Source organism: Nocardioides sp. F233, from assembly GCF_057813895.1.
In genome coordinates, this window is record NZ_JBVASH010000003.1 from 140,053 (window position 1) to 165,813 (window position 25,761).

Below are 25,761 nucleotides of genomic sequence, written 5' to 3' on the forward strand. Positions count from 1 at the left end.
CTCGGACACCCGCCTGCAGCCCTGTCACTGCCCTACGATGGGTCGACGTGCATGAGTTCGGGATCGAGGATCGCCACGCCCTCGATGCCGTCGCGAGCTGGATCTCCGATCGGCTGTCCCACCCCGAGAAGTTCGCATCGCTCGGCGGCGTCCAGCACGTGTCGCTTCCGACGGTGAGCGCGACCGGGATCGGGATCGAAGCCACCTGGAAGGTGCTGCGCGACGCGATCCTGCCGACGGCGTTCCCCGTGGACCACCCCCGCTACCTGGCGTTCGTCGGCGGCGCGCCAACACCCGCTGCGGTGCTCGCGGACGCGGCGCTGTCGGCGGCGTCGGTCTACGGCGGCAGCGAGCTCGAGGCCGGCGCGGTCGTGGCGGCGGAGCGGGCCGCGGTTCGTTGGCTGTGCGACATCGTCGGCTATCCGCAGCAGGCACACGGAACCTTCGTGAGCGGCGGCTCCATGGCCAACCTGAGCGCGCTGGTGGCCGCGCGCCACGGGCGAGTGGCCGCCGGGCGACCGTTGCCGCGCATCGTCGTCGCGGGAGCGGGGGCACACGCGTCCGTGGCGGCCGCGGCCGCGATCATGGGGTGCACTCTCGTGCAGGCCGGACCGAGGGACGGCGCGCTGCGAGGCGCCGACCTGGCGCCCGTGCTGAACGAGCTCGATGCCGACGACGTGGTCGCCGTCGTGGCGAGCGCCGGGGCGACCAACAGCGGGAGGGTCGACGCGCTCGACGAGGTCGCCGCTGCTTGCGCGTCGCACCGGATCTGGCTGCACGTCGATGCCGCCTACGGCGGCGCGGCGCTCCTGGTGCCGGCCTCGCGCCCGGTGTTCGAGGGCATCGATCGCGCCGACTCCGTCACCATCGACCCCCACAAGTGGCTCTTCACGCCATTTGACTGCGCTGCGGTGCTGTATCGCGACCCACAGGTCGCGCGGGCTGCGCACCGACAGACCGCCGACTACCTCGAGTCGGCCCAGGACGTCGGCACGGACAACCCAGCCGACTACGCCGTGCACCTGACTCGGCGGGCGCGCGGTCTGCCGGTGTGGGCCTCCGTGGTGGCGAACGGGACCGACGCCTATCGCCGTGCCGTCGAGGCCTGCCTGAGCACCGCCAGGTACGCCGCCGAGCGGATCGCGGCGAGCCCGGTGCTGGAGCTCGTCGCCGAGCCGCAGCTGTCCGTCGTGCTCTTCCGTCGACGCGGGTGGACCCCGACGGCCCACCAGCAGTGGTCGCACGATGCGCGCTCTCATGGCCTGGCGCTGGTCACCCCCACCTCCTTCGGCGGCGAGACCGTCCTGCGATTCTGCTTCGTCAATCCCCGGACCGCTCCACTCGACGTCGATCTGGTGCTGGCCAGCGTGGAGAGGGGATCGCGGGCCGGATGACGTGCCTGGTGAAAATGTCTCGTGAATGTGGTAAGGAGGGCCCCGAGCCCGCCGACTGGAATCTCGGGCCCCACCTGGGCCGTTCGGAGCAGTGAGGGAGGTCGATGGCCGTGCGCAGCTGGAGCGTGTCCGGGTCGCGATCGCCCCGTGTAGCGCTCGCCGAGCGTGTGGTGGCCCGCCTGTCCTGGCTGTGGCTGGTCGTGGGGCTGGCGGCCAACCAGGTCGCACAGTCGGCCACGCACGAGACGAGCCAGGCGATCCTGCTCACCACCCTCTCGATCTTCTTCCCGATGCTGCTCCTCCGCCTCGCGCTGGCGGCGCGCCTGTACCCGGGACGGCGTGCGGGCCTGCTCCTGCTGCTCGCTGCGGTCTTCGCCTGGTCGTTGGGGTCGATGGCGGTCAATGCCGAGAGCGCAGCCACGCGTGCGCACTTCCCGGCGCCCGGCGAGTGGCTGTTCCTGGTCTCGTATGTCGGCATGGCCGGGTACCTGATGCTCGACGTCGACCGGCGACAGATGCGTCCGACGCGGGGGTGGCTCGACATCGCCGTCATCTGCGGCGCAACGTCCTGTCTGTCGTCGCTTCTCCTGGTGACCCCGATCCGGTTGGCGTCCGGCCAGGAAGGGGCGCCGCTCCTGCTCGCCCTGATCTACCCGCTGGCCGACCTGGTCCTCCTGCTCGCGGTCCTCGGGCAGGCGCTCCTCCACGCCCGAGGCGACCGCTGGAAGACGGTCATGCTGGGCGTCGCGTTCGCGTTGCTGGCCGGAGCGGACTCGGGTTTCACCCTTCAAGCCTCAGCCCGCACCTACGACTTCGCCAATGTCAGCAACGCGCTCTGGGGCGGCGCCTTCGCGCTCCTCGTGGCAGCGGCGTGCCGCCCGCCCCAATCGGTCATCCGTACCGTCCCCAAGGCTGCTGGCACTGCCGTCCTGGTCAGCGCTGGTGCGGTGGCCACTGCCGTACTGACGATCCGGCCGGACGAGACCCTCGCGTACTACACGCTGCCTCCAGCGCTGCTGACGATGGTGGCGGTCGCCTGGCGGTTGGGGCTGGCGCTCAAGGACGCCAACCGTGCGACCGAGGCGTTCGCCCTGTCGCAGACCGACGACCTCACCAAGCTTCCCAACCGGAGAGCGGTGCGGGTCCGGTTGGAGGCTGGTCTTACCGCCCGCAAGCCGCTGGCGTTGATGATGCTCGACCTCGATGGCTTCAAGGAGATCAACGACGCGCTCGGGCACCACGTCGGCGACACCGTGCTCCGGTTGGTCGCGGTGCGGATGCGCGAGGCGGTCGACCAGCACGACCTGGTCGCGCGGCTCGGAGGGGACGAGTTCGCGATCATCCTCGGGTCCGACGACGAGATCGAGCTGATGGAGGTCGCGCACCAGGTGCTGCGGGACCTCGGGCAGCCGATCGCCGTGGACGGCATCGAGGTCTGCCCGTCGGGCTCGATCGGGATCACGATCGCCCAGGTCGACGATGTCGACGGCGGCGAGATGCTGCGCCGGGCTGACGTCGCCATGTACCAGGCGAAGAGCTCGAGCATGGGGGCGGCACTCTATGACGCCGAGCTGGACGACTTCTCCCGCTCTCGACTGCAGCTGGCCGAGGACCTCCGCAAGGGCATCGTCGATGACCAGATCGAGGTCTGGTACCAGCCGCAGCTGGACGTTGCCACGATGCGGATCTCCGGTCTGGAGGCCTTGGTGCGATGGCGCCATCCCGTGGATGGCGTGATCAGCCCCGTCTCCTTCCTGCCGGCGGCGCGACGGGCCGGACTGATGGGGGCGCTGTCGGAGACGGTCGCGCGACAGGCCGTGCGAGACCATGTCCGTCATCTCGATGCGGGCCTCGACCTGCGGGTCGCCATCAACTGCGCCCCTACCGAGCTACTCGGACAGGCCTTCCTCCCGCATCTCTACGCCGCCATCGAGGAGAGCGAGATCCCCGTCGACGGCCTGGTTCTCGAGGTGACCGAGGACTCCTTCCTCGCCGACCCTCAGCACACCCGTGAGGTGTTGCAGGACCTGCGCAGCCACGGCGTCCAGGTCTCGATCGACGACTACGGCACCGGGTTCTCCTCGCTCACCTACCTGCGCAATCTCCCCGTCCAGGAGCTGAAGATCGACCGCTCGCTCGTGGCCAACGTGGCGACCGACACCCGCAGCAGGATGATCGTGGCATCGACGATCCAGCTCGCTCACGCTCTCGACATGCGGATCGTCGCCGAGGGGGTGGAGAATGCCGCAGACCTCGGCGCCCTGATCGAGATGGGTATCGACACCGTGCAGGGCTATCACCTCGCCCGTCCGATGCCGGCCAGCGACGTCGTGGGCTGGGTGCGCAGCTGGCGCGCCGACGCGCTCGCCCAGGGCCAGCACGCTGCTGACCGCATGATGGCAGGATGAGACCACGGAGGACCTGGCGCCTGGCCGGTCCGGACGACGAGGAAGCTGTCATGAGCGCTGCGCCCCTGCGGTTCGTGCTCGACCCGGTGGGTGAGGAGCTCGCCGCTGCCATGCGGTGTGAGGCCGACGTCTTCCTGGAGAGGTACGGCAACACCGCGGAGGAGTTCGCGTCCGAGTACGGACCGTACCTCGCCTCGACCGGCTTCATGACCGTGCTGGACGAGCGGGGGGAAGCCGTGGCGACGGCACGATTCATCGCGCCGGGACCGGCAGGCCTGAAGACGCTCAACGACGTGGCGCGTCCACCGTGGGAGGTCGACGGTCTGCGCTCGGCCCGCGCGGCCGGGGTCGATCCCAGCCGGACCTGGGACATCGCCACGGTCGCGGTCAGGCCGGGTGCCGGACGCGAGGGCCTGTGCGCGGCCGCGCTCTACCACGGCATCGTGACAGCGGCCTTCGCCAACGACGTCGAGTTCGTCGTCATGATCATGGACTCGCACCCGCGACGCCTGCTCACGGAGCTCGGGATGCCGACCCAGGTCCTCCCCGGCACGATGACGGGGGAGTACCTGGGTTCGGAGAACAGCACCCCTCTGTGGGCCAACCTGCACCGGATGTTCGATCGGCAGCGCCACGAGGTGCCGGACGCCTACCGGTTGATCTTCCAGGGCATCGGCCTGGACGGGATCGCCCTGCCGAAGGACTGGACGTGGCGTCCGGCGAATGCCGCCGACGACCGTCGACGGTGAGATGACCGTCGGGCGCCGGCCCAGCCAAGTGGCTGGCGGTGCCGGCGGCCGACGTCCCCACAGACTGACGGTTGCTACGCCTCGCGCCGGTGGTCACCTCGCATCATCCGCGCCATGCAGAAGCAGCACGCGGCGAGCGCAACCATGCCCAGCCCGAGGTAGGCCATCTGGTCCACGCTGAACAGGTTGACCGCGAGCAGGACGAACCAGATGCCGAGCACGTCGGCGCCGAACTGCGGCATGGCGGCGACGAGCAGCCCGATCAGGAGCGTGATCGCGCCGACCCACATCACCGCGTCGGCAGCGTTGCCGGGCAGGAAGTTGTTGGCCCACGTCGAGATCGAGCCCTCCCACGTGGTGCTGTCGGTGACGGCGTTGGTCATCATGTCGAGCCCCCACAGGACGGGGAGCGCGACGAAGGTCGCCCAGAGAGCCACGCGGCTCTGGTGGGCGGCGTCGACGGTGGCGAAGTGCGTGAGGTCGTGCATCTCCTCGCGCATGTCGTGGGTGAGGTTGTCCCACGCGTGGGTGCTGGCCATGGTTGGCCCCTTTCTCGAGCGGTCCCCTGTTTGTAAGGGACATCACGATTGACGGTAGACCTGCGGCGATCTTTCGACAAGACTCGTGTCCGCTAGAAAATCTGGGGAGGGAGCAGGTCATGGACGAGGCGTTCGGACAGCGGGTGGCGCGGGTCGGCTCCCTGGCCGATCCGGTACGACGGGCGCTGTACCGCTTCGTCGCGGAGCAGCCCGGCGCGGTGAGCCGCGACCAGGCGGCCAGCGGCGTCGACGTACCGCGGCACACGGCGAAATTCCACCTCGAGCGGCTGGTCGACGAGGGCCTGCTCGTCACCGAGTTCCGGCGGCTGACGGGTCGCACCGGGCCGGGTGCGGGCCGGCCCGCGAAGCTGTACCGCCGTTCGCGCCGCGAGCTGACCGTGAGCCTGCCGAGCCGGCGCTACGACCTCGCGGGGCAGGTGCTCGCCGACGCGGTGGAGCGGACCCTGGCTGGGACGCCGATGCCGGACGCGCTGGCTGCGGCCGCGGACGACGCGGCCGATTCGGTCACCGGAGGTGTCGTCGAGGGGCAGCCGCTGATCGAGACGCTCACCCCGCTCGGCTACGAGCCGCGGGCGGAGGACGACGGCTCGCTCTGCCTGGTCAACTGCCCCTTCGACCGGCTCGCGGCCGACCACCGCGACCTGGTCTGCGGGGTCAACCGGAGCTTCCTGTCGGCGCTCGCCCGCCGGTTCGGTGCCACCGTCGAGCCGGTCGAGCCGGGCCCGGGGTGCTGCGCGCGGGTCAGGCCAGCGCGGCCGTGATCGCGTCGAAGGTCGCGAGCGTGCTGAACAGCTTCCACGCGTGCTGCCGCTCGGGCGAGCTCAGCAGCTTGGCGGCGACGACGCCGGACCCTTCTGCTGCAGGGTCGGCAGGAAGCCGTACTGCCCGGTGCGCCGGCGTACCCGCTGGCCTCGAGCGCCGGGACGTCGTCGGTCACCGGCCGGGCCGGGTTGAGCAGGCCTTGCCCGGCGGGCACGCTGGCGACCGGGCCGCCCGGCGACTTGCCCACCGGCATCAGCAGGTGTTGCGTGCCGGGCGTCATGCCCCGCGTATGGTGCTCGGTCACGGCGCGCTCGTTCGCCGACCAGTTCCTGGCGCCGCTCGACGCCACGGCGCGGAGTCGGGGATCGACCGGTTCGACCTGTGGTTCGCCCTCCGGGTGACCCGCTCCGGATCGGCATCGAGGAGGGACGCATGACCGGCACCCACATCCGCAACGGCGGCGACGTCGTGGTCGAGACGCTCACGGCGCTCGGCGTCACCCACGTCTTCGGCATCCCGGGCCAGCACGCCCTCGGGCTGTTCGACGCGATCCGGCGCAGTGACCTGGAGTTCGTCAGCTCGCGCGTGGAGAACAACTCCGCCTTCGGGGCCGACGGCTACGCCCGCGTCGCCGACCGGGTCGCCGTCATGTTCGTCTCCACCGGGCCCGGCGCGCTGACCGCGCTCGGCGCGTTGCAGGAGGCCTACACGACCGGCGTACCGGTCCTGGTCATCAGCAGCCAGGTGCCACGGCGCGGGATCGGTGGGCGCCGCAACGGCCTGCTGCACCAGACCGACGACCAGCAGAAGAGCGCCCAGAACGTCACCAAGTCCACCGCCGTGGTCCTGGACGCGGCGCACGTCCCGTCCGCGATCGCCGACGCCTGGGCGCTCGCGCAGGCCGTGCCGTCCGGGCCGACCTGGGTCGAGATCCCGCAGGACGTGCTGCTCGAGGACGCCCCGGTGCCGCCGGTGACCTCCGCCGTCACCGACATCCCGCAGCGGCCCGCCCGCGCCGAGCTGGCCGACGAGGCCGCGCGCCTCCTGGCCGCGGCCGAGCGCCCGGTGATCCTCGCCGGCGGGGGTGTACGACGCTCCCGCACCGGCCCGGCCGAGCTGGTCCGGGTCGCCGAGGCGCTGGGTGCGCCGGTCGTGTCGACCGTCGGCGGCAAGGGCGCGATCTCCTTCGCCCACCCGCTCTCGGCGGCCAGCTGGATCGAGGACCGGCACACCACCGACCTGCTGGAGCAGGCCGACGTCCTGCTCGCCGTCGGTACGACGATCGGCGAGGTCACGAGCAACTACTTCACCTTCGCGCCCCAGGGGCGGCTGATCCAGGTCGACGCGGAGCCGCGGGTGCTCGGCTCCAACTACCCGTGCCTCGGCATCCACGCCGATGCCGGACTCGCGCTCGGCGCGATCGCCGACCGGCTGCCCGACGCGGGCGACGAGGCCCGGCGGCAGGGGGCGGCGGTCGCGGCCCGGCTCCGGCAGCAGGTCGAGGAGCGTCTGGCCGGGCAGGACCTGGCGCCCGAGCGGGCGCTCCTCGCGGACCTGCGGGCCGCCGTACCGGACGAGATGCACACGTTCTGGGACATGACCATCGCCGGCTACTGGGCCTGGTCGGTCTGGGACCCGCGCGAGGCTGGCTTCCACTCGGCGCAGGGTGCCGGCGGGCTCGGCTTCGCCTTCCCGGCCGCGCTGTCGGCGGCGATCGCGGACGGCCGGCCGACGCTGGCGGTGTCGGGCGACGGCGGGGCGATGTACGGCATCGCCGAGCTGGCCACCGCCCGGCAGCACGACGCCGACGTCACCTGGCTGATCATCGACGACGGGGGCTACGGGATCCTGCGGGAGTACATGAACGGCGCGTTCGGCGCGGCCACCGCGACCGAGCTGGCCCGGCCGTCGTTCGTGGACGTCGCCCGCGCGTTCGGCGTCGCGGCGCACGAGGCGACGCCCGCGACGATCGGGTCCGTGCTCGCGGAGGCGCTGGCCGAGCGCGGGCCGTCGGTCGTGGTGCTGCCGATGCACCTGCGGATGTTCGCGCTCACCTGAGCCGCACGCGACGATGCGCCGGGCCCGAGCCCGGCGCATCGTGGAGTCGGGATCAGCCCGTCAGCTCAGCGGGGTCGCGGTGATCGTGGCCGAGGTGACCTTGATCTCGCCGCTGCGCGCGGTGCCCTGGTTCTCGTCGTACCCGAACGCGAGCAGGCCGACCTTGGTCGGCGCGGTCAGCGTGATGACCGTCGTGCCGCTGACGGAGCGGTGGCGGTTCTTGACCGTCGGCATCAGGGTGTTGGGGCTGATGTCGCCCTCGCCGTCCTGCCAGCGGAACGCGTTGTCGCCGTTCTTGTCGAGCCACAGCGAGAGCTGCGGGAAGACGTCGACCGAGCCGTCGGTCGCGTCGACCGAGCTCTCGAAGGCGCCGTCGACGGTGACGAGGTATGTGCCCGCCGGCAGCGTCAGCGCGGTGTTCAGGTTGGTGTTGTTGTCGTTGATCGGGCCACCGATGTGGGCGATGACGACGTCGTCGGCCAGGGTCGCGACCTCGACGCCGTTGACGCCGACGGCCTGCGCGGGCGCGGCACCGCGAGCGCCGGGCGCGAGGTCGGCCAGCGCGATCGAGCCGTCCGCGATGTCGGCGCCGGTCAGGTCGCCGTCCTTCACGTCGCTGCTCTTGAGCGTGCCGTCCTTGACGTCCTTCGACTTGATCGTCTCGTTCTTGATGTCCTTCGACGTGATCAGGTCGGCGGCGACGGACCCGCTCGCCCCGAGGCCCACGACGATGGTGGCGCCCACGGCGACGGCAGCGGTGCGGCTCTTCCAGACAGACATTGTGGTTCTCCCCACTTGTGTTTCTCACTACGAGGACCGGGACCTCCCGGCCGGGACCATGGTCCCGGGACCCCCCGGCCCAAATCGGTGATGTTTCACCAAAGAGTCGCGCTGCAACACGCCCGTCACCCGGGATCACTAGGCTGCGGCCATGGGTAAGCAAGAGGACTTCGTCCTGCGCGCTCTCGAGGAGCGCGACGTCCGGTTCGTGCGGCTCTGGTTCACCGACGTCCTGGGCTTCCTCAAGTCCGTGGCGGTCGCTCCGGCCGAGCTCGAGGGTGCCTTCTCCGAGGGCATCGGGTTCGACGGTTCGGCCATCGAGGGCTTCGCCCGGGTCTACGAGGCCGACATGCTGGCCCTGCCCGACCCGACCACCTTCCAGATCCTGCCGTGGCGCAGCACCGAGGGCCCGGCCACCGCGCGGATGTTCTGCGACATCGTCATGCCGGACGGCTCGGCGTCGTACGCCGATCCGCGCAACGTCCTCAAGCGGACCCTCGGCAAGGCAGCCGAGCAGGGCTTCACCTTCTACACGCACCCCGAGATCGAGTTCTACCTGTTCAAGGACGAGCCGAGCTCGGGCGACGAGCCGGTCCCGATCGACCGCAGCGGCTACTTCGACCACGCGGCGCACTCCCACGGCTCGGACTTCCGCCGCGAGGCGATCACCATGCTCGAGGCGATGGGGATCTCGGTGGAGTTCAGCCACCACGAGGGCGGTCCCGGCCAGCAGGAGATCGACCTGCGGTACGCCGACGCGCTGACCACCGCCGACAACATCATGACCTTCCGCACGGTCATCAGGGAGGTCGCGCTGAGTCAGGGGATCTGGGCAACCTTCATGCCCAAGCCGTTCACCACCCATCCCGGCTCCGGCATGCACACGCACCTCTCGCTCTTCGAGGGCGACCAGAACGCCTTCTACGAGGCGGGTGCGGAGTACCAGCTCTCGCGGACCGGGCGCCAGTTCATCGCCGGCATCCTGCGCCACGCCAGCGAGATCAGCGTCGTGACCAACCAGTGGGTCAACTCCTACAAGCGGATGATGTTCGGCGGCGAGGCGCCGTCGTACATCTGCTGGGGCCACAACAACCGCTCCGCCATGGTCCGAGTGCCGATGTACAAGCCGATGAAGGGCCAGTCGACGCGCGTCGAGCTGCGCACCATCGACTCGGCCTGCAACCCCTACCTCGCGTACGCCGCCGTGCTGGCCGCCGGTCTCAAGGGCATCGAGAACGACTACGAGCTGCCGCGCGAGGCCGAGGACGACGTGTGGGCGCTGACCGAGCGCGAGCGCCGCAGCCTCGGCATCGAGCCGCTCCCCAAGAGCCTGCACGACGCCATCGCGATCGCCGAGCACTCCGAGCTGCTCGCCGACACGCTGGGGGAGCAGGTCTTCGACTACTTCCTGCGCAACAAGCGGGCCGAGTGGGACGAGTACCGCGGTCAGGTCTCGGCCTTCGAGCGGGACCGGATGCTCCCGGTCCTGTAGGCCTGGATCCAGGACCTGCCGTGAACCGGGCCACCCAGCGCACCGAGCTGCTCCGGCTCGGGTTCGTCGAGCTCGACCGCGCGGTCGCGGACCTGGAGCAGCTCGGTCCGGGCGCCGGTGACCTGCTCGCGCTGCTGGGTCGGACCGCCGACCCGGACGCCGCCCTGCGTGGGCTGTGCCGCCTGGCCGACGCCGTCGACGACCGGGACGAGCTGCTCGCCGCCGTCGGCGACGACGAGGGCACGGCGATGCGGCTGCTCTGCGTCCTGGGCGCGAGCGCCGCGCTCGCCGACCACCTGGCCACCCATCCCGGTCAGTGGCGCGAGCTGGCCGACCCGGACCTCGGCTCCACCCGCCCGGCCGCCTGGGCGGTGCGTGCCGCGTTGATCGCGGCGGTCACCGACAGGCCCGACCACGAGGCCGTCGACGCGCTGCGGGTGGAGTACCGGCGCCACCTGCTGCGCCTCGCCGCCCGCGACCTGACCCACCACCTCGGCGTCGACGACGCCGCGGCCGAGCTGTCCGACCTCGCCGCCGGGACCCTGGACGCCGCGCTGGTCGTGGCCCGGGCGCGCGTCGGGGAGGCGGCGGTCGGCGTACGGCTGGCGGTGGTGGCGATGGGCAAGTGCGGCGGGCACGAGCTCAACTACGTCTCCGACGTCGACGTGCTCTTCGTCCACGAGGGCGACGAGCGGGTCGCGGCGCGACTGGCCGCCCAGTTGATGCAGGTCTGCGCCGACCACACCGCCGAGGGCACGATCTGGCCGGTCGACGCGGCGCTGCGACCGGAGGGCAAGGCGGGCCCGCTGAGCCGGACCCTGGCCAGCCACCAGAGCTACTACGAGCGCTGGGCCGAGGCGTGGGAGTTCCAGGCCCTGCTCAAGGCACGGCCCGTTGCGGGCGACCTCGAGCTCGGCCGCGAGTTCGTCGCGATGGTCGCACCGATGGTGTGGACCGCGGCGGACCGCGAGGGCTTCGTCGACGCCGCGCGGGCGATGCGGCGCCGGGTGCTCGACCACATCCCGGCCCGCGAGGCCGACCGCCAGCTCAAGCTCGGTGCCGGCGGGCTGCGCGACGTCGAGTTCGCGGTCCAGCTGCTCCAGCTCGTCCACGGCCGGGCCGACGAGTCGATCCGCCCGCCCACGACGCTGAGCGCGCTGGCCCGGCTCACCGAGGGCGGTTACGTCGGCCGCGAGGACGGCGAGTCCCTGCACCGCGCCTACGCGTTCCTGCGCCAGCTCGAGCACCGGATCCAGCTGCACCGGCTGCAGCGCACCCACGTCGTGCCTTCCGACGAGGCATCGCTGCGCCGGCTCGGCCGCAGCCTCGGCTTCTTCAAGGAGTCCCAGAAGAAGCTCGAGGAGACCTGGCAGGACCACCGCCGCGAGGTCAGCCGGCTGCACCAGAAGATCTTCTACCGCCCGCTGCTCACCGCCGTCGCGCGCATCGGTGCAGACGAGGTGCGGCTGTCCTCGGAGGCCGCCGGCGCTCGCCTCGCTGCGCTCGGGTACGCCGACCCGCAGGCCGCGCTGCGCAACCTGGAGGCGCTGACCAGCGGCGTCAGTCGCACCGCCGCCATCCAGCGCACCCTGCTGCCGGCGATGCTGCAGTGGTTCGCCGAGTGCCCCGACCCCGACGGCGGCCTGTTCGGCTTCCGCCGGATCAGCGAGGCGCTCGGCCGCACTCCCTGGTACCTCTCCACGCTGCGCGACGAGGGCGAGGCCGCTGAGCGACTGGCCCACCTGCTCGCGACCTCCCGCTACTGCACCGACCTGCTCGAGCGCGAGCCCGCCGGCGTCCGGCTGCTCGGTGGTGACCTCCACCCGCTCGGCTCGGCCGCGCTCACCGACGAGATGCTCGCCACCGGCGGGCGCCAGGAGGGCTTCGAGAAGGGCGTGCGAGCCGTGCGCGCCGTACGCCGTCGCGAGCTGCTGCGGATCGCCGCCGGCGACGTCCTCGGCCTGATCGACGTCGCCGACGTCGGCTTCGCGCTGACCCGGCTCACCGACGCGACGCTCGAGGCCACGTTGCGCGGCGCGATCGAGTCGACCGCCCGCGCCCGCGGCATCGAGACCGTCCCGACCCGGATCGCGATCGTCGCGATGGGTCGGTACGGCGGCTTCGAGCTGTCCTACGGCAGCGACGCCGACGTGCTGTTCGTCCACGAGCCGGTCGAGGGCGCCGACGCCCACGAGGCCACGACCTTCGCGCGCCTGGTCGCCGAGGAGGTGCGCCGGGTGCTCGCCGTACCCGGTCCCGACCCGGCGCTCGTCGTCGATGCCGACCTGCGCCCCGAGGGCCGCCAGGGACCGCTGGTCCGCACCCTCGACGCGTACGCCGCCTACTACGCCAAGTGGTCGCACGTCTGGGAGGCCCAGGCCCTCCTGCGCGCCGACGCCGTCGTCGGCGACCTCGACCTCCGCGAACGGTTCACCGCCCTCGTCGACCCGCTGCGCTACCCGGTCGGCGGGCTCACCGAGGACGACGCGATCGAGGTACGCCGGATCAAGGGCCGCGTCGACAAGGAGCGCCTCCCGCGCGGCGCCGACCCCGCCCTCCACCTCAAGCTCGGGCGCGGGGGACTGGCCGACATCGAGTGGACCGTCCAGCTGCTCCAGCTGCGCCACGGCGCCGAGGTCCCCGGCCTGCGCACCACGCAGACCCTGGCCGCCCTCACCGCCGCCGCCGAGGCCGACCTGATCACCCACGACGACGCCCTCACCCTCGGCGCGTCCTGGCGCCTCGCCACCCGGGTCCGCAACGCCGTCCTGCTCGCCCGGGGCCGGGCGGGCGACGAGTTCCCCCGCGCGGTGCTCGAGCGGCGCGCCGTCGCCGGCATCCTCGGCTACCAGCTCACCGAGACCGACCGGCTCCTCGACGACTACCTGCGGGTCACCCGGCACGCGCACGCCGTGGTGGACCGGGTGTTCTGGGAGTAAATAGGCGCCGGGCCGCGACCTCTGGGGGGGTCGGTCGCGGCCCGACATCGCACATCATAGACACATCACCGGACCGTTGGGGGCAGAAGGGTGAGGTTGACCTGACACGTGTCCACATTTGCCGTCGGAGTGCGCGTGCCGAGGCGGCCGGACGCTGAGCCGTCAGCTCGTACGGCGGTGCGCTCGGGTCGGCATGCATCGCATCTAGTTGAACATTCAAGTATATTGGGGTCATGACCTCCTTCCCCGAGCCCGTCGTGCTCCGCCGGGGCGGCGACGACCCCGACGCGCCCGTCGTCGTCCTGCTGCACGGCCGCGGCGCCGACGAGGCGTCGATCATCGGCCTCGTCGACCACCTGCCCGACGGTCCGTCGTACGTCGCCGTGCGGGCGCCGATCGCCGAGGGCGGCGGCTACGCGTGGTTCGCCAACCGCGGCATCGGCCGACCGGTCGCGGCCTCGCTGGCCGAGACGATGGCGTGGTTCCGGGCCTGGCTCGACGCCGAGCACCCCGAAGGCCCCGAGGCGCGGCCGGTCGTGCTGGTCGGCTTCAGCGGGGGAGCGGCCTTCGCGGGCGGACTCGTGCTCGCGCACCCCGGCCGCTTCGCCGGCGCCGCGATCCTGCACGGCACGCTGCCGTTCGACGCGGGAGTGCCCGTCACGCCGGGCCGGCTGGCCGGCGTACCCGTCTTCGTCGCGCAGGGCGACGCCGACCAGGTCATCCCGCGCGAGCTGCTCGACGAGACCTGGGCCTACCTGACCGGCGACGCCGGCTCGGTCACCACGACCTGGCGGGACGCCGGAGGGCACGGTGTGTCGGCAGGTGCGGTCGCCGCGCTGGGTGAGTGGCTCGCGAACCTCTCAGCCTGAGGTCACTGGCGCGGGCCCGGTGCGCTGCGTGCAGGACTCACGGTGTCATTTCGGCGCTCGCTCCGCTCGCGCATGTCGCGCCGCCTGCCAACGCCGTTTCTTCCTCCCCCGCTCGCTCGTTCCTCGCTCGCTCCTCCGTCCAGAAACGGCGGGCGGCGCGACGGAAGCCCGTTCGGGACTGGCGTGTCTCCAACAGGACTCGCGGTGTCATTGTGGCGCTCGCTCCGCTCGCGCATGTCGCGCCGCCTGCCAACGCCGTTTCTTCCTCCCCCGCTCGCTCGTTCCTCGCTCGCTCCTCCGTCCAGAAACGGCGGGCTGCGCGACGGAAGCCCGTTCGGGACTGGCGTGTCTCCAACAGGACTCGCGGTGTTGGTTGGGCGCTCGCTCCGCTCAGCCCAGACCATGCGGGGCGCCCGACGGCTCAGCTGGGTGACGTTCGGCCGCGCATGACATGCGGCTGATGCACGGGGAAGCTACCGCGGCCCGTCAGGGTAGATGCTGCGGGTCTCTGCCCGCTCGTAGCCCCGCGGCAGGTAGTCCCGGACCCAGATCTTCGGCAGCGCCTTGGCGACCGAGAGCGTCACGTAGACCATCGTGTTGATCGCGACGAACGCGGCGAGGACGGCGAACGCGTGCGAGCGGACCAGCGACTCGGGGAAGAGGATGCCGAGCGTGGAGAGCAGCGGGGCGTTCATGCGTCCACCTTGTGGCGCACGGGCGCGGGGGTGTGCTCGCCCCACTGGGCGTTGCGGCCGAGGGACATGTCGATGATCCCCTTGAGGTAGACGATGTCGAGGAACAGTGCGTAGAAGAGCTCGGGGAACAGCGTCGCGGCGAGGATCCGGGCCCGCCAGCCGCCGCGCCACACGGTCGCGATCCGCTCGATCGTGAAGACCAGGCCGGTGCCGAGCCAGAACGGGAACCACACCCAGCTGTCGAACGACAGCGCCATGAGCAGCATCAGGAACAGGTAGGCGAACAGCGCGATCACGCCGTACCCGATGCCGAGCTGCTGGGCCCAGTAGCGGAACGTCGAGGGGCGCAGGCCGTACTCGCCGAGGTTCTCCAGGGCGCCGCGCTGCCAGCGCAGCCGCTGGGTCCACAGGGTGCGCCAGGTCGGCATCACCTCGGTGACGACGGTGCAGTCCGACGGCGAGATGATCAGCCCGCCGAGCGACTTGAGCGCGAGGGTGATCTCGTTGTCCTCGGTGAGGACGAGGGTGTCGTAGACGTCCCCGGGTACGCCGGGCAGCAGCTTGCCGCGCTCGGAGGCGACCGTGCGCAGCGCGCGCGGGCGGAACACCGTGGCGGTACCGGTGAGGACGAAGACCCGGCCGCGGCGGCGGCGCAGGTCACGGGCGTAGCGGGTGTACTCGTTGCGCTGGAACTGGCCGATCAGGCCCTTGCCGTCCTCGCCGTAGAACAGGCCGCCGACCGCCATCAGGGCGCGGTCCTCGGTCATCCGGCGTATGACGGAGTCGAGGAAGCCGTCGTCGAGGACGGTGTCGGCGTCCATCACCATGACCAGGTCGTTCTCGCCCTGGGAGGGGAGGATCCGGGCCAGGGCCTGGTTCAGCGCGCCGGCCTTCTTGTGGACGTTGTCGACGCTCTCGATCACCTCGGCGCCGCAGCGGCGCGCGATGGCGACGGTGTCGTCGGTGCAGTTGTCGGCGACGACGATGACCCGCTCGGGGGAGCGGGACTGGGCGGTGAGTGACGCGAGGGTGGCCGCGATGCCCTGGGCCTCGTTGTGGGCCGGGACCAGGACGGTCAGCGTCACCTCGCCGTGGAAGAGGCCACGGGTGTCGGCCATCACGTGGCGCGGGGAGAGAGGAAGGTGGGTGCCGTCGTCGCTGCGACGAGCCTTGTTGGCGATCCGGCGCTCGAGCGTCGCGACCCCGGCCGCGAAGAGCAGGGCGATGCCGGCAGCCGCGGCGAGCGTCGGCACGGTGGGTGCCTCCGTGTCGTAGAGCACGTGCCACACACCGAGCACGAGGCCGTCCGACGGCTTCGCCCGACCGTGGGCGGTGTCGGACACCGACCACCACAACAAACCGGCACCAGCCAGTGCCGTCCCGAGAATGAGCAGTCCTACTGCTCGTTGCAACCAGCGCACGAGATCCCCTTCCCTCCACGACGACCCTAGGCAGGCGGGGGGCGAAACGCCGAAGAACGGCCCGTTGCCGTCCGATCGACAGCCGAACTCAGGACCAACGTCCCGATCCCCTCCGATCCTGCGGTCCCGAGCCGAACACAGAGTCATGCTCCGCGACGCGACCGACGACGAGCGGCTCCGGCTCATCATCGAGGCGGTGCCGAGTGCGATGGTGCTCGTCGACGCGAACGGCCGGATCGTCCTGGTCAACTCCGAGGCCGAGCGGGCCTTCGGCTACACCCGCGAGGAGCTGCTGGCCCTCGGCGTCGAGGACCTGATGCCGGAGCGGTTCCGCGCGCGGCACGGGCTCGAGCGGACGTCGTACGCCGTTCGCCCGGACCGCCGGGCGATGGGTGTCGGGCGCGAGCTGTTCGGCCTGCGCCGGGACGGCACCGAGATGCCGATCGAGATCGGCCTCAACCCGATCATCGTGGGGCAGGAGCGCTACGTCCTCGCCTCGATCATCGACATCACCGAGCGGCTGCGCGGCCAGGAGGCACTGGTCGCGGCGCGGGAGGACGCGCTGCGGCGCTCGATCCTCGACACCATGCCGTTCAGCATCATCGCCACCGACGCGAGCGGACGGATCGTCACCGCCAACCCGGCTGCGGCCGACCTGGTCGGCCGGGCACAGGACGAGCTGATCGGGCGCTCGCTGGTCCAGATCGACGGCTCCCAGCGCCAGCTCTACCCGGACGGGACGCCGGTGCTCGCCCACGCGCTCGGCGACGAGGCGGAGTGGACCTACCGACGCAGGGACGGCAGTGCCGTGCCGGTGCACGAGTGGATCGTGCCGCTGGCGCCGGAGGACGGTGCGCCGGGCGGATTCCTGGTCGTCGCGTACGACATCACCCAGCGGATCGAGGCCCGCGAGCGGATCGAGCACATCGTCACCCACGACAGCCTGACCAACCTGCCCAACCGCTCGCTGCTCGTACGGCACCTCGACCAGGCGCTGGAGCGGGCGGAGCGCGAGGGCACCGAGCTGGTCCTGGTCCTGATCGACCTCGACCAGTTCAAGCGGATCAACGACTCGCTGGGCCACCACATCGGTGACGAGCTGCTCATCGTCGTGGCCGAGCGGCTCCTGGCCTGGACCCGGTCCGATGACCTCGTCGCCCGACTGGGGGGCGACGAGTTCGTGATGGTGCTCGAGGACCTGGTCCCCGGCGCCGACCTGGACCGCCGGCTCCAGGAGCTGATGGCCGACGTGCTCGCGCCGGTCGTCGTGCACGGCTACGAGCTCGCGGTCACGGCCAGTGTCGGGGGGACGCGCTGCCCCGCGGACGGCCGTGACCCGGGCACGCTGCTCAAGAACGTCGACATCGCGATGTACCAGGCCAAGGCGGCCGGCCGCAACGAGATCCGCTGGTTCGAGCCCGCGATGCTCGAGGAGAACAACGACCGGCTCTCGCTGTCGGCCGCACTGCGCCAGGCCCTCGACCAGGACGAGCTCTCGCTCGTCTACCAGCCGCAGGTCGACCTGCTCACCGGCGAGGTCGTCGGCGTCGAGGCCCTCGCCCGCTGGACCAGCCCGAGCCTCGGACCGGTCCCGCCCGACCGGTTCATCCCGGTCGCGGAGGACGGCGGCATGATCGCCCAGCTCGGTGGCTGGGTCCTCTCGACGGCCTGTACGGCGCTCGCCCGGGTCCAGGACCAGATCGGGCGCCCCCTGCGTCTCGCGGTGAACGTGTCACCGCGCCAGCTGCGCGGCCGTGCCTGGCTGGACGAGATCGCGGAGGCGATCGAGCTGGCCGGCATCCAGCCCTCGCAGCTCGAGGTCGAGATCACCGAGGGCCTGCTCATCGAGGACCACGGCGACGTCGTCGCGATGCTCGAGTCGCTGCGCTCGCTCGGCGTCTCGATCGTCGTCGACGACTTCGGTCGCGGCTACAGCAGCCTCGCGTACCTGACCCGCTTCCCGATCGACAAGCTCAAGATCGACCGCTCGTTCGTCCAGGAGATCAGCACCGCGGAGAACGCCGCCATCGTCGACGCGATCATCGTGATGGCCCACGCCCTCGGCATGACGGTCGTCGCCGAGGGGGTCGAGACGCCGGCACAGGAGCAGTACCTGCGCGAGCGCGGCTGCGACGAGGTGCAGGGCTACCTGTACAGCCCCGGTGTCCCCGCCGGGTCGCTGGAGATGGTGACCCGGGCACTGTCGCGCCAGTAGCCCCGAGCCCGTCGAGTAGCTGCGAGCGCTAGCGAGCGGCGTATCGAGACGCCTTGAGTTCGGAGTTCGTCGAGTAGCTGCGAGCGCTAGCGAGCGGCGTATCGAGACGCCTTGAGTGGCCCCTGTGGATGAGCGTTCGACAGCCAAGCGCGGGTGTTCCACCGTGGCGCGCATGGCTTTCGTCTACATCCTGCGCTGCGCAGACGGCTCCTACTATGTCGGCAGCACCCATCACATCGAGAAGCGGCTGTGGGAGCACAACGCCGGTCTCGGGGCTGCCTACACGCGTCGCCCAGGCCGGCGTCCTGTCGAGCTGGCGTGGGCGTACGAGTGCGCTCACATCCGCGAGGCCTTCAATTTCGAGAAGCAGATCCAGGGGTGGTCACGGGCCAAGAGGGAGGCGCTGATCCGCGGTGACTACGCCGCCCTTCCGGCCCTGGCGAAGAAGGACTTCGCCCGGGGCGAGTAGATGCGTCTCGATACGCCCTCGACTAGCGCCTCGGGCTACTCGACGAGCTCAGCGTCAGTACGACTTGGGCAGGCCCAGCATCTGGGTGCCGATGTGGGCGAGCACCAGCTCCTCGGCGACGGGGATGTTCTTGGCGATCCGGGCGTCGCGGAAGATCCGCTCGACCGGGTACTCCTTGGAGTACGCCATCCCGCCGAGGGTCTGGAAGGCCTGGTTGGCGGCCTCCCAGCCGACCTGGGCGCCGGTGAGCTTGGCGACGTTGGCCTCGTTCCCGCAGGGGCGGCCCTGGTCGAAGAGCCAGGCGGCGTGGTACGTCATCAGCCGGCCGAGCTCGGTCTTGGCCTTGATCTGGGCGAGCGGGAACTGCAGGCCCTGGTTGGCGCCGATGGGGCGCCCGAACACCTCCCGTGACCGGGCGTAGTCGCAGGCGATCCGGAGGGCGGCGTCCGCCGTACCGATGCCGCCGGAGGCCGCGAGGATGCGCTCGGGGTTGAGGACGTCCCAGAGCACGGCGAAGCCGGCGTCGACCTCGCCGATGACGTTGGCGGCGGGCACCCGGACGTCGTCGAGGAAGACCTGGCTGGACTGCAGGATGTTGCTGCCCATCTTGGGGATCGGCGTGTACGACAGGGTGCCGTCGGCCAGGGCCTGCTTCACGTCGACGAGGAAGAGCGTGAAGCCGGCGGTGCGGGGCAGTCCGCGCTCGCGGGTCTCCGCGGCCGGGATGGTGCGGGTGACGGCGACCATCCAGTCGGCGTTCTCGACGTTGGAGATCCAGACCTTCTGGCCCTTGATGACGAACTCGTCGCCGTCGCGGCGGGCAGCAGTCTTGATCTCGATCGCGTTGCTGCCGGCGTCGGGCTCGGTGAGGGCGAGGCAGAACTGGAGCGATCCCTCCGCCAGGCCGGGCAGGATCCGCTGCTTCTGCTCGTCGCTGCCGTGCCGGGTCAGCGTCATCGCGCCGAAGCCGGGCGTGGTGACGTAGAAGAAGGTGCCGGCGACGCCGCCGGAGGCGCACAGGGTCATGTTGGCGACGGCCAGCTCGAGCAGGCCCTGCCCGCCGCCGCCGTACTCCTCGGGCACGCAGAGCCCGAACCAGCCGCCGTTGCCGAGGTCGTCGAAGACCTCCTGTGGAAAGCGGTGCTCCTCCTCGCAGCGCGACCAGTACGTGTGGTCGTAGCGGGCGGCGACGGCGGCGACACCCTCGCGGACGGCGAGGGCGCTCTCGGGCAGGTCGAAGTCCATGGTTCTCCTCCGCAGGTCAGACGAGGGGGCGGCGGAACCGGCGGCGCAGCCGCATGTCGGTGAGCCACAGGTTGAACGGGAAGTTCCGCAGCACGCGGGGGAGCCGACGCTCGACGGCACCGAGCGTGCGCAGCAGCCGGTCGAAGCGACGTTGCTGGCGCGCGGTCCACGGCAGGCCCATCGCGTCGCGGAACAGCGGCGGCAGGAAGCCGGTCGTCACGAACAGCACGAACGGCGCGAGCAGGTGGAACGGCTTGGGGAAGTTCTGCAGCCGGGTCAGCGACAGCAGGTACGACGCCACGGCCGGATCGATGTCGACCTCCGCCTCTGCCTCCTCCCAGTAACGCTGGAAGGCGGCCCGGTCGGCCGGCCAGGCGTCGGCGGGCATCTGCAGGGTGGTGCCGAACCGGGCGCAGTGGGCGTAGAGCGCGTCGGCCTCGGCGTCGGGGAGCGGGCCGTGCATCTTCTCGATCATGTCGACGGTGCCGTAGTAGAGGCAGGCCGCGACCCAGGTCTGCAGCCGCGGGTCCATCGCGCGGTACTGCACCTTCTCGCCGGGCCGCGACACCACCTGTGCGTGCTGGCGGTTGACCTCCTTGCGGAAGGCGGTCCGGTCAGCCTCGTCGCCGAGCAGGGCGACGGCGAGGTAGGTGAACGTGGTCCGGCCGCGCTTGAAGGGCCGCTTGGTGGCGGCGCCGTCGTGGACCCGGCTGTTCATCACGCCGTACCCGACCCCGGGCCAGCTCAGCTGCATGATCACGTTGGCCGGCCCGGCGAGGTGCGCGCCGATGCCGGAGACGTGGTCACGCATGTCGAAGCCCACGGGGACAGGGAGGTCGCGGACCTTCGGAGCCGGGGTGCTGGTCGCCATGGCGGCAACGCTAGCCTTTTGTTGGCAGGCTGCCAATAGTAGGTTGGGGCCATGACCGAGACGGCCCGACGCCAGCGCCTCGCCCCGGACGAGCGGCGCGAGCAGATCCTGGTGGCCGCCGAGCGGCTGTTCGCCGCGCAGTCGTACGCCGAGGTGTCGACCACCCGGATCGCCGACGAGGCCGGCGTCGCACGGGGCCTGCTCAACCACTACTTCGGCGACAAGCGGACCCTCTACCTCGAGGTCGTACGACGCGCCTCGCTGCTGCCCACGCTCGAGGACGTCCCGCTCCCGTCCGGCTCGCTGACCGCCCGGGTCGACGCGGCCGTGCACTGGTTCCTGGGCTCGATCACGCCCGAGCGGGCGACGTACCTGACCGTCCGAGCGGCCGAGGGCGTGGGGGAGGACGCCGAGGTCCGCGCCATCCTGGACCAGGCGCACGACCTGGCGGCGGGCCGGGTGCTGGAGATGGTCGGCGGTGACCCGCACGACCCGGCGGCGCGGGCCGTGGTGCGCTCCTTCGGCGAGCTGGCCCGGGGCGCGATCCGGGAGTGGTCGAGGGAGGCGACGCTCAGCCGCGAGCAGGCGCACCTGCTGCTGCGCGAGGCTCTCCTGGCCATCGTGCGCCGCGTGCTTCCCGGTCTCTGAGGCCGGGGCTGCCGGGGGGCTTGGCGTCGTACATCGCGCGGTCGGCGGCTGCGAGCAGCGAGCGGGCGGTGCTGGTGCGCTCGGAGACGGCCGCACCCACGCTGGCCGTGATCCGGTCGTACGGCGCGTCGGACGCCTGGCCGTAGGGGAGCGCGACCCGCTTGCGGATCCGCTCGGCGCACAGCTCCAGCTCGGCCGGGTCGCCCAGTCCGGGGCAGAGCACGACGAACTCGTCGCCGCCGAGCCGGGCCACGGTGTCGCCGGGGCGGGCCACGTCGGTCAGCCGGTGGGCGATCTCGACGAGCAGCAGGTCGCCCTCGTCGTGGCCCCAGGCGTCGTTGACCAGCTTGAACCCGTCGAGGTCCAGGAGCAGGACGCCGACCGTCTGCGGCGGCTCGCTGCTCAGCAGCTCCTCGAGGCGCTGGTTCAGCAGCGCCCGGTTGGCCAGACCTGTCAGCGGGTCGCGCAGCGCGAGGTCGCGCAGCTCGGCGATCAGCTCGTTGCGCGAGTCCCGGAACAGGGCGAGCGTCAGCACCACCAGGGCGACGCTCCCGACCATGCCCTGGGCGAGCACGGCCTGCCGCTCCGGGGGGAGGTCCTGCAGCACCCCGCGGTCGAGGAGGGTGCCGGTCATGATCGCCACCCCAGCACCCGCCGCGAAGAGGGTGCTGGTGGTGGTCGTGTAGCGCAGCGACACCCACAGGGCCGGAAGCATCACGGCGAAGGCAGTCGGGTTGCCGGGATTGACCCAGAAGACGCGGACGAACACGAGCATCACGACGACCGCGCAGGCGACCGTCTCGACGACGCGCGCCGTCGTGAAGTGCGGTCGGCGCCACTGGGCGTCACGCAGGCGCAGCACCACCACCAGGCCGACGAGCGCGGTGACGCCGTTGCGGACGGCGAACAGGGCGAACGTCTCGGGGAGGTCGGGGTGTCCCCGTAGGGCGAAGAAGGCCGTCGCGAGCGCGGCTGCGCAGACCGTTCCCGCCGCCACGGCTGCCGTCACCCGGCCGAGGTCGGCCGGGGCGCGCAGGACGACCGGGCGACCGCCGTACCCGAGCGCCGTGACCGTGACCGCAGCCAGGACGAGGTTGACGCCGGAGAACCAGGCCGCCAGTCCGACCGGAGCGCCGGTGGTGAGGTTGACGCCGAAGGTCAGTGCCCCGAGGCCGACCCAGTGGATGGCTGCCTGCACACGCGGGAGGTCGTGTGCATGCAGCCCCCACAGGACGGCGACCGCGGCCGCGGGCCACACGAGCGACACCTCGCTGCCGTCGACCCGGGTCGCCCGGCCGACGAGAATGGCCAGGGCGTACGCCACCGCGAACCCGGCCCCGGGCAGCACGGCCCGAAAGACGCGTCGTGCCACGGCTCGTGCTCCCCTCTCCTCGACTGCTCTCACGGGGCACATCGGCAGGGGGTACGACGACCGAAGCAGTCTGGTGAGGCCCTTGCCGCGAGCGTGGGCAGGGCTGCAGCCTGGCTCAGCACTCGATGACGTTGACGGCCAGGCCGCCGCGCGAGGTCTCCTTGTACTTGGTCTTCATGTCGGCGCCGGTCTCCCGCATCGTCTTGAGCGCCTTGTCGAGGCTGACCTTGTGCGAGCCGGTGCCGTGGGTCGACAGCCGGGCCGCGTTGATCGCCTTGACCGAGGCGATCGCGTTGCGCTCGATGCAGGGGATCTGGACCAGGCCGCCGACCGGGTCGCAGGTCAGGCCGAGGTTGTGCTCGATGCCGATCTCGGCAGCGTTCTCGACCTGCTCCGGGGAGCCGCCGATGACCTCGCACAACGCGCCGGCGGCCATCGCGCAGGCCGAGCCGACCTCGCCCTGGCAGCCGACCTCCGCGCCGGAGATGGACGCGTTCATCTTGGCCAGGATGCCGATGGCGGCGCCGGTCAGCAGGAACCGGACGATGCCGTCGTCGACCTGCTCCTGGGGCAGGTCCTTGGCCACGAAGCGCACCCAGTAGTGCAGCACTGCCGGCACGATGCCGGCCGCGCCGTTGGTGGGTGCGGTGACGATCCGGCCGCCCGACGCGTTCTGCTCGTTGACCGCCAGTGCGTACAGGTTGACCCAGTCGATGACGTCGAGCGGGTCGTCGCTGCCGGCCGCGCAGAGCGTGGCGTACAGCTCCGGCGCTCGCCGTGGAACCTTGAGCCCACCGGGGAGGACGCCCTCGCGGTGACAGCCCTCCTCGACGCAGGCCACCATCACCTGCCAGATCTCCAGCAGCCCGGCCCGGACCTCGGCCTCGGTACGCCAGGTCAGCTCGTTGGCGAGCATGACGTCCGAGACGCTCATCCCGGCCTCCCGGCACACCGCGAGCATCTCGCCGCCGGTCGTGAACGGGTGCGGCAGCACCGTGTCGTCCACGACCACCCGGTCGGCACCGACCTGGGTCTCGTCGACCACGAAGCCGCCGCCCACCGAGTAGTAGGTGCGGGCGCGCAGCTCGGCGCCGTCGGCGTCGTACGCCGTGAACACCATGCCGTTCGGGTGGGCCGGCAGCGACTGGCGCCGGTGCATGACGACGTCGTCGGCCTCGAAGTGGATGACCTGCTCTCCGGCGAGCCGGAGCTGCTCGCGCTCGAGGATGGCCGCCACCCGGGCGTCGTACGTCGCCGTGTCGGTGGTCGCCGGGTCGTCACCCTCGAGCCCGAGGATGACGGCCTTGACCGAGCCGTGGCCGTGGCCGGTCGCGCCGAGCGAGCCGAACAGCTCGGCCCGCACGCGCGCGACGCGCGGCAGCTCCCCGTCGGCCGCGAGGCCGGCGGCGAAGGTGTGCGCCGCGCGCATCGGGCCGACCGTGTGCGAGGACGACGGCCCGATGCCGATGGAGTAGAGGTCGAAGACGCTCAGCGCCATCACTGGCTCCTGAGTTCCATGGCTCGACGGTACAACCGACCTGCACGGTAGGACGAGCGCACGAGTGGCCCGGACAGCACGCCGCTGAAGCCGATCTCCTCGGCCTCGGTGGCGAGCTCGACGAACTCCTCGGGCTTGACCCACCGCTCGACGGGGTGGTGGCGGACCGAAGGGCGGAGGTACTGCGTGATCGTGACGAGCTCGCAGCCTGCGTCGTGGAGGTCCTGGAGCGCGACCGAGACCTCCTCGCGGGTCTCGCCCATGCCGAGGATGAGGTTGGACTTGGTGACCAGTCCGAACTCGCGCGCGGCCGTCAGCACACCCAGCGACCGGTCATAGCGGAACGCGGGGCGGATCCGCTTGAAGATCCGCGGCACGGTCTCCACGTTGTGCGCGAGGACCTCGGGGCGTGACTCGAACACCTCGGCCAGGAGCGAGGGGTCGCCGTTGAAGTCGGGGACCAGGTTCTCCACGCCGGTGTCGGGGTTGAGCTCGTGGATCGCCCGGACGGTCTCGGCGTACAGCCAGGCACCGCCGTCGGGGAGGTCGTCGCGGGCGACGCCGGTGATGGTGGCGTACTTCAGGCCCATCGTCTGGACCGACTCCGCGACCCGTCGCGGCTCGTCACGGTCCAGCGGCTGCGGCTTGCCGGTGTCGATCTGGCAGAAGTCGCAGCGCCTCGTGCACTGGTCGCCACCGATGAGGAAGGTGGCCTCCTTGTCCTCCCAACACTCGAAGATGTTGGGACAACCGGCCTCCTCGCACACCGTGTGGAGGCCTTCGGACTGCACCAGCTTCTTCAGGCCGCGGTACTCCGGGCCCATCACCGCCTTCGTGCGGATCCACGACGGCTTGCGCTCGATCGGGGTCTCCGCGTTGCGGACCTCCAGCCGGAGGAGCTTGCGCCCCTCCGGCACCACGGCCGTCATGCCGAGGCGATCAGGGCGTCGTACGCCGCGGCGTCCATCAGCTCGCCGTTCGCGGTCACCTTGACGATGAACAGCCAGCCCTCGCCGAACGGGTCGCTGTTGACCAGGCTCGGGTCGGCGTCGACGGCGTCGTTGACCTCGACCACCTCGCCGGTGACGGGCGAGTAGAGGTCGCTGACCGACTTGGTCGACTCCAGCTCGCCGCAGGACTCGCCGGCGGTGACGGTGCTGCCGACGGCCGGCAGGTCGACGTAGACCACGTCGCCGAGGGCGTCGGCGGCGTACGCGGTGACGCCGATCTTGGCGTTGTCACCGTCGACGGCGATCCACTCGTGCTCGGCGGTGTACTGGAGGTGGGTGGGGTTGCTCATGGTGTTCTCCTGGAAG

21 protein-coding genes are annotated in these 25,761 nt (G+C 71.4%); 11 read left to right on the plus strand and 10 right to left on the minus strand.

Features of this window, described 5'->3' with window-relative positions; translation table 11 throughout:
• Window positions 1-47: 47 nt before the first annotated feature.
• From ACZYRU_RS12025 to ACZYRU_RS12035, 3 genes are all read left to right on the plus strand, one after another.
• On the plus strand, window positions 48-1,394 hold the full coding sequence (locus ACZYRU_RS12025) for a pyridoxal phosphate-dependent decarboxylase family protein (protein ID WP_488957334.1): 1,347 nt from the start codon (window positions 48-50) through the stop codon (window positions 1,392-1,394).
• 104 nt (window positions 1,395-1,498) lie between these two features.
• Entirely contained in the window at window positions 1,499-3,802 is a 2,304-nt protein-coding gene (locus ACZYRU_RS12030) for a putative bifunctional diguanylate cyclase/phosphodiesterase (RefSeq protein ID WP_488957335.1), read from the plus strand.
• Window positions 3,803-3,852: 50 nt separating this feature from the next.
• Window positions 3,853-4,551, plus strand: a complete 699-nt coding sequence (locus ACZYRU_RS12035) for a hypothetical protein (protein WP_488957336.1) — start codon at window positions 3,853-3,855, stop codon at window positions 4,549-4,551.
• Window positions 4,552-4,625: 74 nt separating this feature from the next.
• On the opposite strand, the gene ACZYRU_RS12040 is transcribed toward ACZYRU_RS12035, so the two are convergent.
• On the minus strand, window positions 4,626-5,090 hold the full coding sequence (locus ACZYRU_RS12040) for a hypothetical protein (RefSeq protein WP_488957337.1): 465 nt from the start codon (window positions 5,088-5,090) through the stop codon (window positions 4,626-4,628).
• 119 nt (window positions 5,091-5,209) lie between these two features.
• Here ACZYRU_RS12040 and ACZYRU_RS12045 point away from each other — a divergent pair, with 119 nt between their 5' ends.
• Together ACZYRU_RS12045 and ACZYRU_RS12050 are read left to right on the plus strand one after the other, a co-directional pair.
• Window positions 5,210-5,872 carry a helix-turn-helix transcriptional regulator gene (locus ACZYRU_RS12045; protein ID WP_488957338.1) on the plus strand — a complete coding sequence of 221 codons (663 nt, stop codon included), beginning with the start codon at window positions 5,210-5,212 and terminating at the stop codon, window positions 5,870-5,872.
• Window positions 5,873-6,305: 433 nt separating this feature from the next.
• Window positions 6,306-7,931 carry a thiamine pyrophosphate-binding protein gene (locus ACZYRU_RS12050; protein WP_488957339.1) on the plus strand — a complete coding sequence of 542 codons (1,626 nt, stop codon included), beginning with the start codon at window positions 6,306-6,308 and terminating at the stop codon, window positions 7,929-7,931.
• A gap of 60 nt (window positions 7,932-7,991) precedes the next feature.
• Here ACZYRU_RS12050 and ACZYRU_RS12055 read toward each other — a convergent pair whose 3' ends face one another.
• Window positions 7,992-8,711, minus strand: coding sequence for a hypothetical protein (locus ACZYRU_RS12055; RefSeq protein ID WP_488957340.1), 720 nt, complete (start codon window positions 8,709-8,711; stop codon window positions 7,992-7,994).
• Between the two features lie 151 nt (window positions 8,712-8,862).
• Here ACZYRU_RS12055 and glnA point away from each other — a divergent pair, with 151 nt between their 5' ends.
• The 3 genes from glnA (at window position 8,863) to ACZYRU_RS12070 (ending at window position 14,011) form a co-directional block, all read left to right on the plus strand.
• Window positions 8,863-10,203, plus strand: a complete 1,341-nt coding sequence (gene glnA, locus ACZYRU_RS12060; RefSeq protein ID WP_488957341.1) for a type I glutamate--ammonia ligase — start codon at window positions 8,863-8,865, stop codon at window positions 10,201-10,203.
• 20 nt (window positions 10,204-10,223) lie between these two features.
• Window positions 10,224-13,142 carry a bifunctional [glutamine synthetase] adenylyltransferase/[glutamine synthetase]-adenylyl-L-tyrosine phosphorylase gene (locus ACZYRU_RS12065; protein WP_488957342.1) on the plus strand — a complete coding sequence of 973 codons (2,919 nt, stop codon included), beginning with the start codon at window positions 10,224-10,226 and terminating at the stop codon, window positions 13,140-13,142.
• A gap of 233 nt (window positions 13,143-13,375) precedes the next feature.
• Window positions 13,376-14,011, plus strand: a complete 636-nt coding sequence (locus ACZYRU_RS12070) for an alpha/beta hydrolase (RefSeq protein WP_488957343.1) — start codon at window positions 13,376-13,378, stop codon at window positions 14,009-14,011.
• A 473-nt stretch (window positions 14,012-14,484) separates the two neighbouring features.
• On the opposite strand, the gene ACZYRU_RS12075 is transcribed toward ACZYRU_RS12070, so the two are convergent.
• Together ACZYRU_RS12075 and ACZYRU_RS12080 are read right to left on the minus strand one after the other, a co-directional pair.
• Window positions 14,485-14,706, minus strand: a complete 222-nt coding sequence (locus ACZYRU_RS12075; RefSeq protein WP_488957344.1) for a hypothetical protein — start codon at window positions 14,704-14,706, stop codon at window positions 14,485-14,487.
• Complete coding sequence (locus ACZYRU_RS12080) at window positions 14,703-16,049, minus strand: glycosyltransferase family 2 protein (protein ID WP_488957345.1); 1,347 nt, start codon at window positions 16,047-16,049, stop codon at window positions 14,703-14,705. The genes ACZYRU_RS12075 and ACZYRU_RS12080 overlap by 4 nt, the downstream gene beginning before the upstream one ends.
• Before the next feature lie 223 nt (window positions 16,050-16,272).
• Between ACZYRU_RS12080 and ACZYRU_RS12085 the strand changes: the two genes are divergently transcribed.
• Together ACZYRU_RS12085 and ACZYRU_RS12090 are read left to right on the plus strand one after the other, a co-directional pair.
• Complete coding sequence (locus ACZYRU_RS12085) at window positions 16,273-18,342, plus strand: putative bifunctional diguanylate cyclase/phosphodiesterase (protein ID WP_488957346.1); 2,070 nt, start codon at window positions 16,273-16,275, stop codon at window positions 18,340-18,342.
• A gap of 172 nt (window positions 18,343-18,514) precedes the next feature.
• Complete coding sequence (locus ACZYRU_RS12090; protein ID WP_488957347.1) at window positions 18,515-18,811, plus strand: GIY-YIG nuclease family protein; 297 nt, start codon at window positions 18,515-18,517, stop codon at window positions 18,809-18,811.
• A 54-nt stretch (window positions 18,812-18,865) separates the two neighbouring features.
• Here ACZYRU_RS12090 and ACZYRU_RS12095 read toward each other — a convergent pair whose 3' ends face one another.
• Both ACZYRU_RS12095 and ACZYRU_RS12100 read right to left on the minus strand, forming a co-directional pair.
• Window positions 18,866-20,056, minus strand: coding sequence for an acyl-CoA dehydrogenase family protein (locus ACZYRU_RS12095; protein WP_488957348.1), 1,191 nt, complete (start codon window positions 20,054-20,056; stop codon window positions 18,866-18,868).
• Window positions 20,057-20,072: 16 nt separating this feature from the next.
• Window positions 20,073-20,927, minus strand: coding sequence for an oxygenase MpaB family protein (locus tag ACZYRU_RS12100; RefSeq protein ID WP_488957349.1), 855 nt, complete (start codon window positions 20,925-20,927; stop codon window positions 20,073-20,075).
• Window positions 20,928-20,978: 51 nt separating this feature from the next.
• On the opposite strand from ACZYRU_RS12100, the gene ACZYRU_RS12105 reads away from it, so the two are divergent.
• Complete coding sequence (locus tag ACZYRU_RS12105) at window positions 20,979-21,575, plus strand: TetR/AcrR family transcriptional regulator (protein WP_488957350.1); 597 nt, start codon at window positions 20,979-20,981, stop codon at window positions 21,573-21,575.
• Here ACZYRU_RS12105 and ACZYRU_RS12110 read toward each other — a convergent pair.
• The 4 genes from ACZYRU_RS12110 to gcvH all read right to left on the minus strand — a co-directional run bounded on the left by ACZYRU_RS12110 (window position 21,499) and on the right by gcvH (window position 25,745).
• Complete coding sequence (locus tag ACZYRU_RS12110; RefSeq protein WP_488957351.1) at window positions 21,499-22,947, minus strand: diguanylate cyclase domain-containing protein; 1,449 nt, start codon at window positions 22,945-22,947, stop codon at window positions 21,499-21,501. The two genes, ACZYRU_RS12105 and ACZYRU_RS12110, sit on opposite strands and share 77 nt — an antisense overlap.
• A 115-nt stretch (window positions 22,948-23,062) precedes the next feature.
• Window positions 23,063-24,445 (minus strand): L-serine ammonia-lyase, encoded by a 1,383-nt coding sequence (locus ACZYRU_RS12115; RefSeq protein ID WP_488957352.1) that lies wholly within the window; start codon window positions 24,443-24,445, stop codon window positions 23,063-23,065.
• Window positions 24,445-25,374: a lipoyl synthase gene (gene lipA, locus ACZYRU_RS12120; RefSeq protein ID WP_488957353.1), complete on the minus strand. Its 930-nt coding sequence runs from the start codon at window positions 25,372-25,374 to the stop codon at window positions 24,445-24,447. Before lipA ends, ACZYRU_RS12115 begins: the two co-directional genes overlap by 1 nt.
• Complete coding sequence (gene gcvH / locus ACZYRU_RS12125; protein ID WP_488957354.1) at window positions 25,371-25,745, minus strand: glycine cleavage system protein GcvH; 375 nt, start codon at window positions 25,743-25,745, stop codon at window positions 25,371-25,373. Before gcvH ends, lipA begins: the two co-directional genes overlap by 4 nt.
• Window positions 25,746-25,761 lie beyond the last annotated feature (16 nt).